Here is a 14,729-nt window from a genome sequence, read left to right as displayed (position 1 = left end):
GGCCGCCGGGCGGCGGTCACCCCGTCCACACCCCCGAGCTGCCGCGGCGGTGGCTGTCCACGAGGTGATCGTCGACGATGCCGACCGCCTGCATCAGCGCGTACATGGTGGTGGGCCCCACGAACCGGAAGCCCCGGCGCCGCAGCTCCTTCGAGAGCGCCACCGACTCCGGGGACGTGGCGGCCACCTCCGCCATCGTGCGGGGCTCGGGGGTGCGCTCGGGCCGGAAGGACCACACCAGGTCGACGAGGCCGCCGTCCTCCCGCAGGGCGACCACGGCCCGGGCGTTGCCGATCGTGGCCTCGACCTTCTGCCGGTTCCGGATGATGCCGGCATCGGCCAGCAGGCGCTCGACGTCCCCCTCGTCGAACGCCGCCACCGCGTCGGGGTCGAAGTCCGCGAAGCCCGCGCGGAACGCCGGGCGCTTGCGCAGCACCGTCGCCCACGACAGGCCCGCCTGGAAGCCCTCCAGGGCGATCCGCTCGAAGAGCCCGCGCTCGTCGCGGATCGGCATGCCCCATTCGGTGTCGTAGTACTCGCGCAGCAGCCCGTCGGCCGCCCAGGCCGGCCGGGCCAGCCCGTCCTCGCCGATCACCACGCCGTCAGTCGGTTCCGTCATCTCGTCCCCCCTCGAATCGAGCGCGCCCGGCGGGCGCCGTCTCCGCACCGTAGAGCACCCCACCGACAAGTCCGCGACAAGCGCCCGTTCAGCACCATGGACGAGGATCCGGTCATGTCCGACAGTGCCGTGCCGCTCCGGCTCATCCGCGCCCGCTGGCGCCTGCTCGCGGCGGCGCAGCCCGTGCTCGCCGCGGCCGGAGCGCCGCTGCCCTTCCGCGTCACCGTCGACGGCGGGACGCGCGGCGTCGCCCGGTACGACTCCTCGTCGACGGCCGGCGCCACGCTGGCCTGGTTCGGGCCCGACCGGGCCGTGCTGTCCTGCGGCGACCTCGGCTGGCGCGTCCCGGGCGCACCGGGACCCGCGGAGCGCGTCGCCGGCGGACCGCCGTGGCTCGAACACGTCGCGGTGCTCGATCACCGGGTCTGTGCCGGCCGGTACGCCTGGACGGGGATCTGGGACGACGGTGCCTTCGCCGCCGAGGCTCCCCTGCCCGGCGCGCCTCTTCCCCCGGTCGGCACGTCCGCGGAGGTCGCGGCCGCGCTCGGCGGTCGCCTCGAGCACGACGAGGCGCTGCATCACCTGGTGCGGATGTGCGAGTACGAATGGCTCGACGCGCCGACGTGGTGGGCCGCCTTCGGCGAGCTCGCGCCGGAGCGCCTCCTCGACGAATCCTGGAGCGAGCTCAAGGAATCCGGCCTCACCCAGTGGACGGGCGACGGCCCGCGGTACGACGGGGTGCCCGGGCGGACTCCCGAGGAGGCGCGGGCCGCCGCCGCGGACCACGCCCGCTCCCGCGGGCTGCAGATCCCGGAGGACGTGCGCGTGGAAGCGGCCCTGCGCACGCGCACCGGTTGGCTCGTGCGGTTTCTCGACTACCGGGACGTGGGAACCGCTCGGCCGCTGGTGATCTCGATACCTGACGAGGGACCGGCGAGGGTCGAGGCCGCGACGGCCGACGCCGCGGACGTCAGGAGCCCTGGAACGACACCTGGTTGATGGTGGAGTACCAGTCGTTGCCGGACTGCTTGGTCAGCCCGGTGATCCAGACCAGCACGTAGCGGGCGCGCGGCGCCACGGAGCTGACGTGGAAGTCGTTGGAGCCCGGACGCAGCGAGCCGGACCACACCAGCGAGGTGTCGTCCAGCGACTTCACGGTGTCCTTCGTGGAGGTGCGGACCTCCACGGTGGTGCCCGCGCTGGGCGAGACGATGGTGCCGCGGGTGAGCGAGACGGCCTTGTCCAGCGTCACCAGGAAGCCGACGCCCTTCTTGAGATTGCCGAAGACCGGGCCGGCCTTGTAGGTGTCCGTCTTCCACGGCGGGTTCTTGCCGGTGAGCACGTTCGGCAGGTTGGTGGCCGAGTCCTTCGAGGAGGAGAAGTCCACGAGCGCGACATCGGTCGACTTCACCGGGGACCCGACGCCGGGAGCCGGTGCGGGAGCGGCGCTCTCGTTCGCCGTCGCGCTGGAGGTGTACAGCGAGCCCACGCCCGACTGGGTGTCCTTGCCGCCGGTGAGGCTGCTGATCAGCAGCGTGAGCCCGATGATCACGAGCAGCGCCACCGCGCACGCCGCGATGACCAGCAGCGGCACGTTCTTCTTGCCGCCCGAGACGCGCTGCAGCAGCGTCTGCTTCGACTGGATCCGCTTGGCCGGCGTGGGCTGCTGATCCAGCGGCACCGAGGGCTGCGCGGGGCGCGCGGCGGCCGCCGCCGGGGCCTGGCGCGGAGCCTCCCGGGGGGACTCCTCCCGCACGGGCGCGAGCAGGTCGGTCTTCACGTCCACCACGGAGGCCTGGTCCAGCAGCTGCTGCACGGTGGCGGCGGTGCGGATGCCCTGGCCGCCCTCGAGCGTGCGGGTCGCGACCGCGGAGATCTCGAACGGGATGTCGCGCTTGGCGTCCCGCGGCTCGACGGGGTTGCCGTTCGCGTCGGCGTCCGCCTGCTGGATCCCGGCGACGGTGCCCGTCCCGGTGGTCACGATGCGGCCCGTCGCGTCGTCGAGCGGCCACCGCTCGAGCAGCAGCGCGTAGAGGACGGCGCCGAGGCCGCGGACGTCCGACTCCTTCGAGGCGTCCGCGAGGGTGCCGGGGAAGGCCAGGAAGGCGTGCCCGTCCTGTGAGATGCGCACCCGGTCCGGGTGATCGATGGACAGTGCGGCGCCGGCGCGGTGCGCGCCCTCCGCCGCGCCCGCGAGGGCGCGCACGGCCTTCGCCGCGCCGATCGCGGACGGATGCGTGCCGGCCACGTCGGCCAGCGAGCTGCTGGGGATCCACTCGGCCACCACGATGCCGCCAGAGCTGCCGCGCACCACGTCGAGCACCCGCGCCAGGCCGTTGGAGTGCACGCGACCCAGGCGCAGGGTGCGGGAGAGGATGGACTGCGGGCCCTCACCGCGGAGGCTGATCTGTGCGCCGCGCTCGGGGACGGGCGCGGTCTGCTCCGAATCGACGAAGGTCAGGGCCACGTCGCGGTCGAGGTTGATGTCGCGCGCCTGCCAGAACTGCAGCCCGCGGATGCCGCCGAAGTGCTCGATGAGGCGGTACCGGCCGCCCGCGACGACCGCGCCCGGGATGAGCTCGGGACCGCGCGGGGCGTCGTCGTCCCACGCCACGGGATCGGCGGGCTCGGACGCCGCCGGAAGGCCCGCCTGCTGCTGGGACGGCAGTCGCATCTGACCGGTGCTGGGTGCCTCGTGGCCGGACATGCGTGCGGAGTCGTCCTCGGTCACTGCGAATGCTCCTCTTCTGCGGTATCGAAGGCCCGTGGTCGGTAGTTCTGCGCTCGCCCGCGGACGCCGGGGAACATGGCTTTGACCAGCATACGGGAGGCCGATGTCGTCGGCGATCCGCGGCAGCTGGGCGGTGATCTCCTCGCGCCGGAGGCTCGCGTAGGCCTCCAGCTCGTCGAGCCGCAGCTCCCGGGTGTCGGGGGCGCGGGAGGCCGCGCGCTCCGGCTCCGACGGTGCGCCCGGCCGCAGCGCCGGGACGAACCGGCCCGCGATGCGCCGCAGGGGTGCCAGGATCGCCAGCACGTCCGGTACTCGCCACAGGGCGAGCAGCGCGTAGATCAACGTCATGCAGAGGGTGCCTGCGATTGCAAGGTACAGCAGTGCGCCGGCGGGCCCGCTGCGATCGATCGCCTTGAGGACGGGCAGTCGCATGACGAGATAGATCGTCACGGTGACCAGAACGGACACCGTCGTGGTCTGGACCAGAGTGCGAGCGACATTCGTCAGGTGCAGCGGGCCGAGCGTCCGGCGCAGGAGGTACCAACCCATGATCGCGCCGGCGGTGTACGCCAGGCCGCGGGCGGTGCCGACGAACTCGACGATCCGATGGTCGTCCTCCACGAAGACCGGCACCAGGTACGACAGCCCGATCTGCACGGCGACGATCGCGATCACGATCCCCGTCGGGATCCACGCCCGCTCCTGGGCGTAGAAGACCCGCAGGTGGATGAGGACCATCGCGTAGGGGACCAGCACGAACGCCGAGAACGAGATCGCGGTGCCCAGGAAGTTGGCGTCGTCCTGGGAGAATTGACCGAAGTTGAACAGCGCCCGGCCGATGGAAGGTCCGAAGACCGTCATGAAGGCCACGATCGGGATCAACGCCACCATCGTGAGGCGCGTCGCCACGGAGAGGTCATCGAGTACCGCGTTGCGGTTGCCCTCGGCCGCGTTGCGCGACAGGCGCGGCATCACCGCGGTCAGCAAGGCCACGCCGATGACGCCGTACGGCAGCTGGAGCACCATCCACGCGTACTGATAGATCGCGGGGCCGCCGTCGGAGGCGTGGGAGAGGATCGGCGTGACGGCGTACCAGCCGACTTGCGAGATGAAGACGTAGGTGACGATCGCGATGCCCATGGTGCCGAAGTGCTTGAGCCGGGTGTCGACGCCCCAGCGCAGGCGGAGCTTGATCCCGGAGCGGCGCATGGCGGGGATCTGGATCAGTGCCTGCAGCACCACGCCCAGGGTGCTGCCGATGCCCAGGACGAGGAGCTTCGGCTGCCCCATCGCGGTCGGGTTCAGGGTCAGCTCGCCGGGCATGAGGTAGAAGGTCACCAGGGTGGCGATCTGCACCGTATTGCACGCCACCGGCGCCCACGCACCGGGTTTGAACTCGTCCCGCGTGTTGAGCATCGCCGTGAACAGCGCGGAGAGCCCGTAGAACATCAGCTGTGGCAGGAACATGATGACGAGCGCCTGCGTCAGGCCCTCGTCGACCTTGGAGCCCCCGACCAGCAGCCCCACCAGCACCGGGGACAGCGCCAGCGAGACCACCAGAGCGACGCCGAGGATCGTCAGAGAGAGCGTGAAGAGGCGCTCGAAGAAGGCCTGGCCGCGGTCCTTGTCCTCCATCTCCGCCCGGACCAGCACGGGGATCACCAGAGCGGTGAGGACCTGACCGAGGACGAGCTCGGAGACCTGCTGCGGCATCGCGTTGGCGATGCTGAACGCGGAGGCGACGGCCGGCCCGAGGATGGCCGCGAGCAGCACGGTGCGCAGGAAGCCGGTGATGCGCGAGGTGAGCGTGGCGACCGCGACCGAGCCGGTGGAACGCAGCAGGCTGGCTGTGCCGCCGCCGTCCTTCCCGCCGGCGGCGGGACTGCTGCTCGGCGGGATGTGCCGGGGCTCGGCGCGGCTCATGTGTCCTTCGGTTCCGGATTCTCGTGCGATGCGGTCGGTCGATGTGCAGCGTAACTGTTCGCGATCCGCTTCTCGTGCTCGTCCGCGGGGGGACGGTCCGCGTCCGCGGGGTCCGGCCGGCCGCGGAACCGGCGCCACAGGCGCCGCCCCGCGAGCAGGACCAGCAGGATTCCGACGCCGCACGTGATCCAGAACAGCGATTGGCCGTACGCATTGGAGTGCACGGACACGGAGATCGGATCGCCCAGCGGCATGTTGCTGCTCGACCGCAGTGTCAGCTGCACGGAGATCTGCCGCGAGTAGTCGACGGTGGTCGGCAGTTCGATCTGCCGCGTGCCGCGCGCCGGCAGCTCCTGCACCTCGGAGGCGTCGATCGTCACCCCCTGCGGGGCGGACCAGTCGATCACGGTGCGGATCGGCAGCGGCAGGTCGTTGCGCGCGACGATGAGTAGCGGCGACTTGTCCGAGGCCAGGGTGTACGCGCCGCCGGGGCTGACGAAGCGCACCGAGGCGAGCTGCGCCGACATCGACGCCCGCGCGGCCGTGAGCCGGATGGAGGCGTCACCGTCGACCGCCTGCCGCGACGGCGCCCAGCGCAGCGCGCGCACCGCGTCCTCCCGCAGCGGCGAGGTGTACATGCGGGGCGTGAGCGGGGTCTTCGGCAGCGGGAGGAGGGCGGCGCCGAGTTGGTCGACCTGCCGCACGTGGGCGGCGGCGGCCGTGACGATCCGGTCGGGGACCCGCGAGGCCGTCGTCTCGGGCGGCTGCCGCAGCGTCCAAGGCGCTGCGTTGCGCGCCGGGTCCCGCCCCGTCGACTGGGCGGAGGCGACCACGTCGCGGAACGTGCGGGGGCCCGCGAGGCCGGCCCCGAACTGCGCGGAGACGGCGTCGAGGACCGCGCGGGCGTCGTCGGGGCCCGCCGCCCACACCTGGGGCGGCACGATCAGCGTCGACCGGCCGGTCACGCGCGCGACGGGATCGGTGGCGGTGCTCGCGGCCCACCCGTCGGGCGGGGCGTAGCGCTGGGTCGGGTCGAGCGCGGCAGCGGTCACGGCGCCGACCGCGGCCTGCCGCCGCATGGCCGCCGACTCCTCGGACATGGTGAACGTCGAGGAGGTGGGCACGGTGCCCGTCGGGCCGGGCGCGACGCCGTCCTCGGCCCCGTCGGTGGTCTTCCCCATCGCGGCGAGCGCCGCGGAGACGCTCGGGTCGAAGACGGCCGCGCCGATGCCCTGGCCCACCGGGACGATGCCCGACGGGGTGCCGGCGCCGCGGTCCGGCGCCCGCACCGCGGTGGCGGAAACGACGGTGGCGGCGACGTCGGAAGCGCGGAGCTGCCGCGCACCGTCGGACAGGAGCACGCCGGAGGTGGGGATGGCGACGCCCCGCACGGACTGCACGCCGAGGATGGAGTCGATGACGTCGGACGGGGTGTCGAGGGCGGCGCGCTGCAGCGAGGGCTCGGCGGAGCGGCTGAGGGCCTCGAGGTCGACCTGGCCGAAGGGCAGCGCGACCACGCAGGAGTCGGCGGCGACGCGCCGCAGCTTCTCCAGCCAGGCGCTCGCCTCGTCGCTGCCGGTGCCGGCGGTGCTGGGGCCGCGCGGGTCGGCGGGATTGCGGGAGACGCGGTACGGCGCGGTCATCGCCTGGACGGTGACCAGCAGGTCGGGGTCGATCGCGAGGCAGGCGGCCGTCCGCAGGGCGGTGCGCCGCGGGTCGGGGCCGCGCGTCGCGTCCTCGTAGGCCGACAGCAGGCCGTCGAGCCGGCCGCCCTCGCCGAGTGACCCGGCGAGCGCGTCGTCCACGAGCCGGACGGGCGTCTCGCCGCCGCCGGGCACGCCGCCCGCGAGTTTCGGATTGTCGGCCAGCGGCCACAGCAGCGTGACCTGCGCGGGCGAGGTGGTGACGGCCTTGTCGACGCCGCCGGGGGTGTCGGCGCTCCCGTCGGGCAGGCCGAGGACGGGCAGCAGGGTCCGCGAGTCGTCGAGCTGCGCGGCGCCGCCGTACGCGGGCTTACCGTTGAGATTGAGCAGCAGCGGGTAGACGCCCGGCCGGTCGATGCCGAGGGTGGCGCCGCGCGTCGTGGGCGAGGGCCGCACGGGGATGGCGACGTTGAAGGAGGTCTTCTCCCCCGGCTTGAGGACCTTCGAGACCGGCTCGAACCGGCCCAGCGTGTCGTAGACGTTGTTGTCGGCCACCAGGTCGGAGCGCAGCTGCGCGGAGGTCGACACCGCCGGCGCCCGCTGGATCCGCAGGTCCAGGTCGCTCACGTCGCGGTCGCCGAAGTTCTCGACGGTGCCGCGCACCACCACCTCGTTCGGGGAGGTGTCGGTGATCCGCGAGGTGACCTCGTCGACGTTGATCCGTACGAACTGCGCGTCCGGAAGGCCGGCCCCGCTGGGCGCGGGCAGGCCGGTGATCGCGATCAGGAGCGTCAGCACGCACAGGAGGCGGGCCGACCGGGTCACGTCTGACCGCTCCCGCCACCACCGCCGCGGCGCCCGCGGGAGCGCCTCCCGCCGCGCCGGCGGCGGGGCTTCGGCGGATCGTTGCGGACGGCGTTGCGCTCGGCCGCGGCGCGCTCGTACGCCGTGGGCTCGCTGCGCGGGGCGGCGGCCAACCGGGTGGCCAGCTCGTCCGGGTCGGCGGTCAGGTCGTCGATGACGGTGCGCGCGGTGGCGACGAGTTTGCGCTCGTCGGAGTAGGTGAGCCGCGTCGGGAGCTCGGCCAGCGGCACCCACGCCACCTCGGAGACCTCGTAGTCCTCGGTCGAGAGGTCGCCGCTCTCCCAGGACAGCAGGAAGTGGTGCACCGTCTTGTGCACGCGGCGGCCCTCGACGGCGAACCAGTAGTCGATCTTGCCGATCGGCGCCAGCACGGAGCCGGTGAGGCCCGTCTCCTCGGCGACCTCGCGGATCGCGGTGAGCTCGGCGGTCTCGCCCGTCTCGATGTGCCCCTTCGGCAGCGACCACAGGGTGCGGCCCCGGCGGTCGACGCGCCCGATGAGCGCGGCCCGCAGCTCGTCGGCACCGTCGAGCCCGGCCACGACGAGGCCGCCCGCGGAGGTCTCGCGGACCGTGCGGATGCGCGGGTCGGGGCGGGCCCGCCCGGGCACGGGACGCTTGGCCTTGGACGTGGGGGTGCCCTGTTTACGGGCGGGCTTCGCGGCGGGGGCGGGCTCCGACGGTGCGCCGTCGGCCTCCGGTTTCGCCTGCTGATCGGTGACGGCCGAGAGCTGGCCGCGGCCGCGCCCGCGGCCCCCGCGGCGACGCCGACGCCGCGGTCGGGAGGGCGCTCCGCCCGCGGAGTCGCCGACGGGACCCGGGCGCTGCGGGCGGCCCGAGGAGTCGGCGGATTCGGCGGAGGTCACCCCCCGATGCTACTGGCCGGTTGCGCTCCCATACGCCACCGTCGCGTTTTCCCCCGGCAGTAGACTGGTCGGTCGTGACCGAAAGCTCTCCCGCCGGCCCGGCGGACGTGCGTGCCGAACGCCGCACCCGCCTGCTGGCGGCGGCGCACATCTCGCTGCGCGAATTGTCCGACGTCCTGGCCCCGCTGGGCGCCCGGTTCGCCGACGCGGGTCACGAGTTGTACCTCGTGGGCGGCTCCGTGCGCGACGCGCTGCTCGGCCGGCTGACCACCGATCTGGACTTCACCACCGACGCCCGCCCCGAGCAGGTGCAGGCGCTGCTGCGCGGCTGGGCCGACGCGATGTGGGACACCGGCATCGAGTTCGGCACCGTCAGCGCTGCCTTCGCGGACCAGCTGATCGAGATCACCACCTACCGCGCCGAGGCCTACGACCGGGTCACCCGCAACCCCGTCGTGAAGTTCGGCGAGAGCCTGCGCGACGACCTGGTGCGCCGCGACTTCACGATCAACGCGATGGCCGTGCGCATCGGCCGCGACGGCGCCGAGGACTTCCAGGACCCGCTGAACGGTCTCGACGCGCTGCTCGCGGGCGAGATCGACACGCCGGCGACGCCCGAGGAATCGTTCTCGGACGATCCGCTGCGGATGCTCCGCGCCGCTCGCTTCGTCTCCCAGCTGGGCTTCTCCGTCGCCGAGCGGGTGCAGCGCGCCATGACCGACATGGCCCCCGAGCTCGACCGGATCACCGCCGAGCGGGTCCGGGCCGAGCTGGACAAGCTCATCCTGGGCGAGCACCCCGTCGACGGGATCGTGCTGCTCGTCGACACCGGGCTGGCCGAGCGTGTGATCCCCGAGATCCCCGGCATGAAGCTCGCGATCGACGAGCACCACCAGCACAAGGACGTCTTCTGGCACTCGATGACCGTGCTGCAGCAGGCCATCGACCTCGAGGAGTCCGACCCCGACCTGATCCTGCGCTGGGCCGCGCTGCTGCACGACATCGGCAAGCCCGACACCCGCCGGCACGAGCCGAACGGCGGCGTCTCCTTCCACCACCACGAGGTGGTCGGGGCGAAGATGGTCCGCAGGCGCATGCGGGCCCTGGCCTATCCGAAGGCCGTGACGGAGGACGTCGCCCAGCTGGTGTTCCTGCACCTGCGCTTCCACGGGTACGGCGACGGCCAGTGGACCGATTCCGCCGTCCGCCGCTACGTCACCGACGCCGGGCCGCTGCTCCCCCGCCTGCACAAGCTGGTCCGCGCCGACTGCACGACGCGCAACAAGCGGCGCGCCGCGCGGCTGCAGGCCACCTACGACGGGCTCGAGCGCCGCATCGAGGCCATCGCGGCGAAGGAGGACCTCGCGCGGGTCCGTCCCGACCTCGACGGCAACGCGATCATGGAGCTGCTCGGGCTACAGCCGGGCCCGGACGTCGGCGCGGCGTGGAAGTTCCTCAAGGAGCTGCGCCTCGATCGCGGGCCCCTCGACCGCGACGAGGCCGAGGCCGAGCTGACCAAGTGGTGGGCCGAGCGCCAGGGCTCCTAGCGGGGCTCGGTGGACGGGGTGCGCGGTCCCGGGATCTGGGCGATCCGCTTGTCCAGCTCGCTCGGGAGCTTGGAGAGGGCGGACCATCCGCGCGGCTCGGGGTTGTCGACGGTGGCGTTGAGCACCGCGCCGTCCGTGGTGCGTACGGTGGCGGAGACGATCCAGCCGTCGAAGATCTGCGCCTTCCGGTCGTACTGCGGCTGATTGCGGAGCACGCGCTCGGTGATGGCGCGCAGGTCCGCGACGTCGGCGGGCTTGCCCTGCAGCTGGACGAGCCGCGACCCGGGCGCGACGGCCTTGGTGATGATGCGTCCGTCGGCGTACACCGTGGTCCGCGGCGGGGCTTCGCTGGTGAGGAAGACCGTGGTCCGGACGTCGACGACCACCGTGTTCCCCGGCTTCGGCGCCGGCGTGGGCGCGGCGGTGGCGGGGCCCGTGACGGTGATCAGCGACGTGGCGAGGAGGGTGGCCGCCGCGGCGGTCCGGAGGGTCTTCCGCATGCGGCCAGCGTATCCGCCGCGAACAGGAAGCGAAAGATCTGATTCCTACTGCTGCAGATCGGTCGCGCCGTTCGCCGTCCCGTCGCCGTCGGTGTCGAAGAGCAGGACGTCGGGTGCACCGTCGGCGTCCGTGTCGGCGACGGCCTGCCGGGCCGGCTGCCCCGGTTCCGCGGGCACGGGCACGACCCGAACCGGCTTCTCGGGTCCGGGGGCCTGTGCGCCCGTGACGCCGGGGATGGGGCAGGCCGACGGTGCCGCCCGCGCCGGTGTTCCCGCTGCACCGGGCGTCCCGTCGGCACCGCCACCCGGCCCCGTCGACCCGGGTCCGGGGCCTGAGCCGGGCGCCGTCGTGGGCTGCGCCCAGCGGCCCGAGCCGTCGTCGCGGAAGGCTACTTCGCGGGTCCCGTCGTCGTCGAGATCGAGCGCGGCCACGTCGGCCCGGCCGTCCCGGTCGAGATCGACCATGGCGTCGTCGATCCGGCCGTCCCCGTCGAAGTCGAGCAGGACGGACCCCTGCACCGCGGGCGAGGTCCAGCGGGTGACACCACGGTCTCCGTCGCCGAACCAGTACTCGATCAGTTCGTCCCCCATATCAATTGGACGCGCCGGCGGCCTCCGAGGTTCCCGTTCGTCGGTACAGGAGGACCACGACTCCCACGGCGACGGCGTACAGCAGCGCGCCGAAGGCGGCGAGCGGGCGGCAGACGCCGTCGAACGGGACCACCGCGGCCGCGAAGGCCACCGCCCCCACGAAGGTGACGTTGAACAGGGCGTCCTGGAAGGCGAAGACCTGGCCGCGGCGTTCGTCGGGGACGTCGAGCTGCATGGCCGCGTCACCCGATAGTTTCACCACCTGACCCGCGAGGCCGAGCACCGCGGCGGCGACGACCAGCATCACGAAGTTCAGGGAGAGCACCGTGAGCTGGGTGAGGCACGCGACGACGAGCGCCCCGACCACGGTGTTGCGGCGTCCCCACCGGGCCACCGCGAAGGGCGTGAACACGGCGGCCACGAACATGCCGAGCGCGGTCGCGCCGGCCATCGAGCCGAAACCGGCGAGGCCCAGGGTCCCGTCGGTGAAGTGGTGCCGGGTGAGCAGGAGCAGCATCATCGTGTTGAACCCGAAGACGGTGCGGTGCGCCCCCATGCCGGTCAGCGCCGCCGTGACCGACGGTGCGCGCCACGCCGCGAGGGCCCCGTGCGCGAGGCCGGCCGCGACGTCGCTGAGGGCGGTCGCGGGCTTCTCGTGCTTGCCGGAGACGTCGTGGTCGGGGCCGAGGACGCCGGCGGGGAAGCGGGTGGAGAGCGCCGCGCCGAGGACCGCGACGAGCACGGCGACGGCGAGGACGCAGGCGCCGCCCCCGTCGTCGGAGCCGAAGATCGCCCGCAGCCCGACGGCGGTGCTGGCGCCCACCGCGGTCGCGCCGGCTCCCATGGTCGTGGTCAGGGAGTTGATCGCGACGAGTTGCGGCCGGTCGACGACGTGCGGCAGCGCGGCGGAGAGGCCGGACGCCACGAAGCGGCCGGCGCCGCCGACGGCCAGCGCGACGACGAAGATCGCCGTCTCCCCCGCCCCCGACGCGAGCACCCCCGCGCACGCCGCGATGAGCAGCGCGCGCACCAGGTTGGCCACGATGAAGACGCGGCGCCGGTCCCAGCGGTCCAGCAGGGCGCCCGCGAAGGGCCCGATCACGGAGTACGGCAGCAGCAGCACGGCGAGGCCGGTGGCGATCGCGGCCGGGGTGGCGTTGCGCTCGGGGTTGAAGACGATGGCGGTGCCGAGCCCCGCCTGGAACAGGCCCTCCGCGTACTGGCTCAGGAGGCGGACGCCGAGCAGACGCAGCAGGTCGGGCAGGTCGCGGAAGGTCCGCCACGCCGGCTTCGCAGCGGCGGCGGGCGCATCCGTTCCGCTGGTCGTCACGGGTTACAGCGTATCGGCGCGGGCGCTTCCGCGTCGGCGGACCCCGATGGTGGTCGACGTGCGATGATGGGGACGTGGGTCCCGATCGTTCGAATGAGCCGACGCAGGGTGGCGCGTCCTCCGGCGAGTCCGGGAGCGCGGGCTTCGAGGTGTCGTCGGGCACGCTGCTGGTCGCTTCCCCGGAGCTTGTCGAGCCGACGTTCTCGCGCACCGTCGTCTACCTGATCGAGCACAACGAGTCGGGCAGCCTGGGCGTGGTCCTGAACGGACCCAGCGAGTCCGCGGTGCACGGGGTGCTCCCCCGGTGGCACGATCTGGCGGCCAAGCCGAAGGCGGTCTTCGTCGGCGGGCCGGTCAATCAGTCCGCGGCGCTGTGCCTGGGCGTGGTCAAGGCCGGCGTCGACGTGAACGGCATCCGCGGCCTGCAGCCCGTCACCGGCCGCGTGGTGCTCGTGGACCTCGACTCCGACGTGGAGATGATGGACGAGCTGCTCGACGGCGTGCGTGTCTTCGCCGGGTACAGCGGCTGGGGCATGGGTCAGCTCGACGATGAGCTCGAGCGCGACGACTGGATCCCCTGCGGATCCCTGCACACCGACGTACTGGTGCCCGCGCGGGTGGACCTGTGGGGCAGGGTGCTCCGCCGCCAGGGCCTGCCGACCGCGCTGCTCGCGACCCACCCGGTGGACGTCTCGGTCAACTGACGTCAGTCGCGCGGCGCCCGCTGCGACTCGATGATCCGCCACAGCGCGGATCGGCACACCTCGACGTCGTCCCCGAGGAGCCGGCCGAACTCCTCGTCCAGCGAGACGGACCGGCCGAGCATCGCCGCGGTCAGCTCCTCGCCCTCGGGCGTCAGCGTCAGGATGCGCGCGCGCCGGTCGTTCTCGTCGACGGTGCGCGCCACGTAGCCCCAGGCCACGAGCTCGTCGACGGTGGGCGCGACGGTCTGCTTGGTGGTTCCCAGGTGGGCCGCCACGTCGACGATCCGCACCGGTTCGGCGTCGATCAGCGCGAGCACCCGCATGTGCCCGGTGCGGAGGCGGGAATCGCGCTGATGGACCTCGTCGAGGAGCCGGTCGGCGACGATCGCGCCGACCCGGCGGGCGAGCAGGTGGATGCGCGCCCCGGGTCCCGGATCGACGATGGTCAGCGCATCGGTGGCGGATCTCCCCCTGGACATGATGGTCAGGTTAGCCGGACGATTGTCGGACTTGTCACTCCGACGTGCGTGACAACAGGTGTTGTCGTATCTTGGTCAGGTCGGACTGACCAAATAAGGAGCGACGAGATGACCGTCGTCAAGCGCGCACTCAGTGGGCATCCCCCGAGCCGCCTCCTGCTCGCCGGGCTCCTGGCGGTGGCGGCGTTCGTCTATCTGGCCCGGATCGGCTCGTTGCCCTGCGCCGCGGACGACGCGTCGTGCGCCGGCCTCGGCATCGTGTACCTGGTCCTCCTGGGCATGGTGCTGCTCGGTGAGCGATGGGGGTATCTCGCAGCGGCGATCTTCCCGCTGATCGGGCTGATACTGCTCGGCGACTACCGGTCGTTCGCCTACTACGGGAATCCGATCGACGCGATGGACCCGGTGGTCGACCTCCTCGTCGTTCCGGTCGCCGTGTTCGTGATCCGGGCGACCGTGCGGGAGGAGTGCTGCCGGTAGGCCGCGGGCCGCGCGGCTCGCTCGACCGGACTGACAGCAGTAGTCGTCGTAGCATTCCGAGCACGGTCTTTCGGAAAGGAATCGGCGGATGGCAGTGGTCGACGGGTCACGTCCGCGCCCCCGGCTCGCGAGGGTGACGCTCGGCCTGCTGCTGACGGTCGTGACGGTCGCGCACGTGGCGCAAGCGCTCGAGTCCCCGGTGACGAACACGTCGGCCGGCTCCATCGGTGCGGCGCTGGCGTACGCCGTGATCGCCGTGTGCGTCTTCCTCGGGCGTCCGCTGGGATACATGGCGGCCGTTGGGCTTCCGCTGGCCGCGTTGTTCTACAGCGACCACGGCCTGTTCTCGGCCCGGACCCCGGTCGGGGTCCTGTACTCGGTGTTGTTCGCGGCCGTCATCCCGTTGGCCGCCTACCTCTGGTACCGATCGGCCGCCACTCCGCGAGGAGATTAGG

General features: G+C 72.8%; 13 protein-coding genes. 5 read left to right on the top strand and 8 right to left on the bottom strand.

Annotation, left to right across the window (positions count from 1 at the left end; genetic code table 11):
• Positions 1-16 precede the first annotated feature (16 nt).
• Positions 17-619: a DNA-3-methyladenine glycosylase I gene (locus WFK95_RS22615; protein WP_224644754.1), complete on the bottom strand. Its 603-nt coding sequence runs from the start codon at positions 617-619 to the stop codon at positions 17-19.
• A 114-nt stretch (positions 620-733) separates the two neighbouring features.
• Between WFK95_RS22615 and WFK95_RS22610 the strand changes: the two genes are divergently transcribed.
• On the top strand, positions 734-1,618 hold the full coding sequence (locus tag WFK95_RS22610; protein WP_224644753.1) for a hypothetical protein: 885 nt from the start codon (positions 734-736) through the stop codon (positions 1,616-1,618).
• Here the strand turns inward: WFK95_RS22610 and WFK95_RS22605 are convergent.
• The 3 genes from WFK95_RS22605 to WFK95_RS22595 are packed head-to-tail and all read right to left on the bottom strand — an operon-like array spanning position 1,590 to position 8,643.
• Positions 1,590-5,273, bottom strand: a complete 3,684-nt coding sequence (locus WFK95_RS22605; RefSeq protein ID WP_224644752.1) for a murein biosynthesis integral membrane protein MurJ — start codon at positions 5,271-5,273, stop codon at positions 1,590-1,592. The genes WFK95_RS22610 and WFK95_RS22605 overlap by 29 nt on opposite strands.
• On the bottom strand, positions 5,270-7,741 hold the full coding sequence (locus WFK95_RS22600; protein WP_336672068.1) for a glycoprotein: 2,472 nt from the start codon (positions 7,739-7,741) through the stop codon (positions 5,270-5,272). Before WFK95_RS22600 ends, WFK95_RS22605 begins: the two co-directional genes overlap by 4 nt.
• The gene (locus WFK95_RS22595; protein WP_224644750.1) at positions 7,738-8,643 is read right to left on the bottom strand and encodes an NUDIX hydrolase; all 906 of its coding nucleotides are present in this window, start codon (positions 8,641-8,643) and stop codon (positions 7,738-7,740) included. Before WFK95_RS22595 ends, WFK95_RS22600 begins: the two co-directional genes overlap by 4 nt.
• Before the next feature lie 74 nt (positions 8,644-8,717).
• On the opposite strand from WFK95_RS22595, the gene WFK95_RS22590 reads away from it, so the two are divergent.
• Positions 8,718-10,190: a CCA tRNA nucleotidyltransferase gene (locus WFK95_RS22590; RefSeq protein WP_336672067.1), complete on the top strand. Its 1,473-nt coding sequence runs from the start codon at positions 8,718-8,720 to the stop codon at positions 10,188-10,190.
• Here the strand turns inward: WFK95_RS22590 and WFK95_RS22585 are convergent.
• Genes WFK95_RS22585 through WFK95_RS22575 form a run of 3 tightly spaced genes read right to left on the bottom strand, consistent with a single transcriptional unit; the run spans position 10,187 to position 12,611 of the window.
• Positions 10,187-10,690: a hypothetical protein gene (locus tag WFK95_RS22585; protein ID WP_336672066.1), complete on the bottom strand. Its 504-nt coding sequence runs from the start codon at positions 10,688-10,690 to the stop codon at positions 10,187-10,189. The genes WFK95_RS22590 and WFK95_RS22585 overlap by 4 nt on opposite strands.
• A gap of 45 nt (positions 10,691-10,735) precedes the next feature.
• Positions 10,736-11,281, bottom strand: coding sequence for a hypothetical protein (locus WFK95_RS22580; protein ID WP_336672065.1), 546 nt, complete (start codon positions 11,279-11,281; stop codon positions 10,736-10,738).
• A gap of 1 nt (position 11,282) precedes the next feature.
• Positions 11,283-12,611, bottom strand: coding sequence for an MFS transporter (locus tag WFK95_RS22575; RefSeq protein WP_336672064.1), 1,329 nt, complete (start codon positions 12,609-12,611; stop codon positions 11,283-11,285).
• Positions 12,612-12,685: 74 nt separating this feature from the next.
• Between WFK95_RS22575 and WFK95_RS22570 the strand changes: the two genes are divergently transcribed.
• Positions 12,686-13,315, top strand: a complete 630-nt coding sequence (locus WFK95_RS22570; protein ID WP_336672063.1) for a YqgE/AlgH family protein — start codon at positions 12,686-12,688, stop codon at positions 13,313-13,315.
• Positions 13,316-13,317: 2 nt separating this feature from the next.
• On the opposite strand, the gene WFK95_RS22565 is transcribed toward WFK95_RS22570, so the two are convergent.
• A complete protein-coding gene (locus tag WFK95_RS22565) occupies positions 13,318-13,794 on the bottom strand; it encodes a MarR family winged helix-turn-helix transcriptional regulator (RefSeq protein ID WP_336672062.1) in 477 nt (158 codons plus the stop codon).
• A gap of 108 nt (positions 13,795-13,902) precedes the next feature.
• Between WFK95_RS22565 and WFK95_RS22560 the strand changes: the two genes are divergently transcribed.
• Entirely contained in the window at positions 13,903-14,274 is a 372-nt protein-coding gene (locus WFK95_RS22560) for a hypothetical protein (protein WP_336672061.1), read from the top strand.
• Between the two features lie 88 nt (positions 14,275-14,362).
• On the top strand, positions 14,363-14,728 hold the full coding sequence (locus WFK95_RS22555) for a hypothetical protein (protein ID WP_224644743.1): 366 nt from the start codon (positions 14,363-14,365) through the stop codon (positions 14,726-14,728).
• The last annotated feature ends 1 nt before the right edge of the window (position 14,729 follow it).

This window comes from Tsukamurella sp. USMM236, from assembly GCF_037148755.1.
Lineage (GTDB): Bacteria > Actinomycetota > Actinomycetes > Mycobacteriales > Mycobacteriaceae > Tsukamurella.
This window is presented reverse-complemented; position numbering and strand designations above follow the sequence as displayed.

What these genes read in the sequence shown, in the direction of transcription:
- WFK95_RS22615 (WP_224644754.1), bottom strand. Translation starts at nt 619, where the DNA reads ATGACGGAACCGACTGACGGCGTGGTGATCGGCGAGGACGGGCTGGCC.
- WFK95_RS22580 (WP_336672065.1), bottom strand. Translation starts at nt 11,281, where the DNA reads ATGGGGGACGAACTGATCGAGTACTGGTTCGGCGACGGAGACCGTGGT.
- WFK95_RS22560 (WP_336672061.1), top strand. Translation starts at nt 13,903, where the DNA reads ATGACCGTCGTCAAGCGCGCACTCAGTGGGCATCCCCCGAGCCGCCTC.
- WFK95_RS22555 (WP_224644743.1), top strand. Translation starts at nt 14,363, where the DNA reads ATGGCAGTGGTCGACGGGTCACGTCCGCGCCCCCGGCTCGCGAGGGTG.
- WFK95_RS22565 (WP_336672062.1), bottom strand. Translation starts at nt 13,794, where the DNA reads ATGTCCAGGGGGAGATCCGCCACCGATGCGCTGACCATCGTCGATCCG.
- WFK95_RS22610 (WP_224644753.1), top strand. Translation starts at nt 734, where the DNA reads ATGTCCGACAGTGCCGTGCCGCTCCGGCTCATCCGCGCCCGCTGGCGC.
- WFK95_RS22585 (WP_336672066.1), bottom strand. Translation starts at nt 10,690, where the DNA reads ATGCGGAAGACCCTCCGGACCGCCGCGGCGGCCACCCTCCTCGCCACG.
- WFK95_RS22605 (WP_224644752.1), bottom strand. Translation starts at nt 5,273, where the DNA reads ATGAGCCGCGCCGAGCCCCGGCACATCCCGCCGAGCAGCAGTCCCGCC.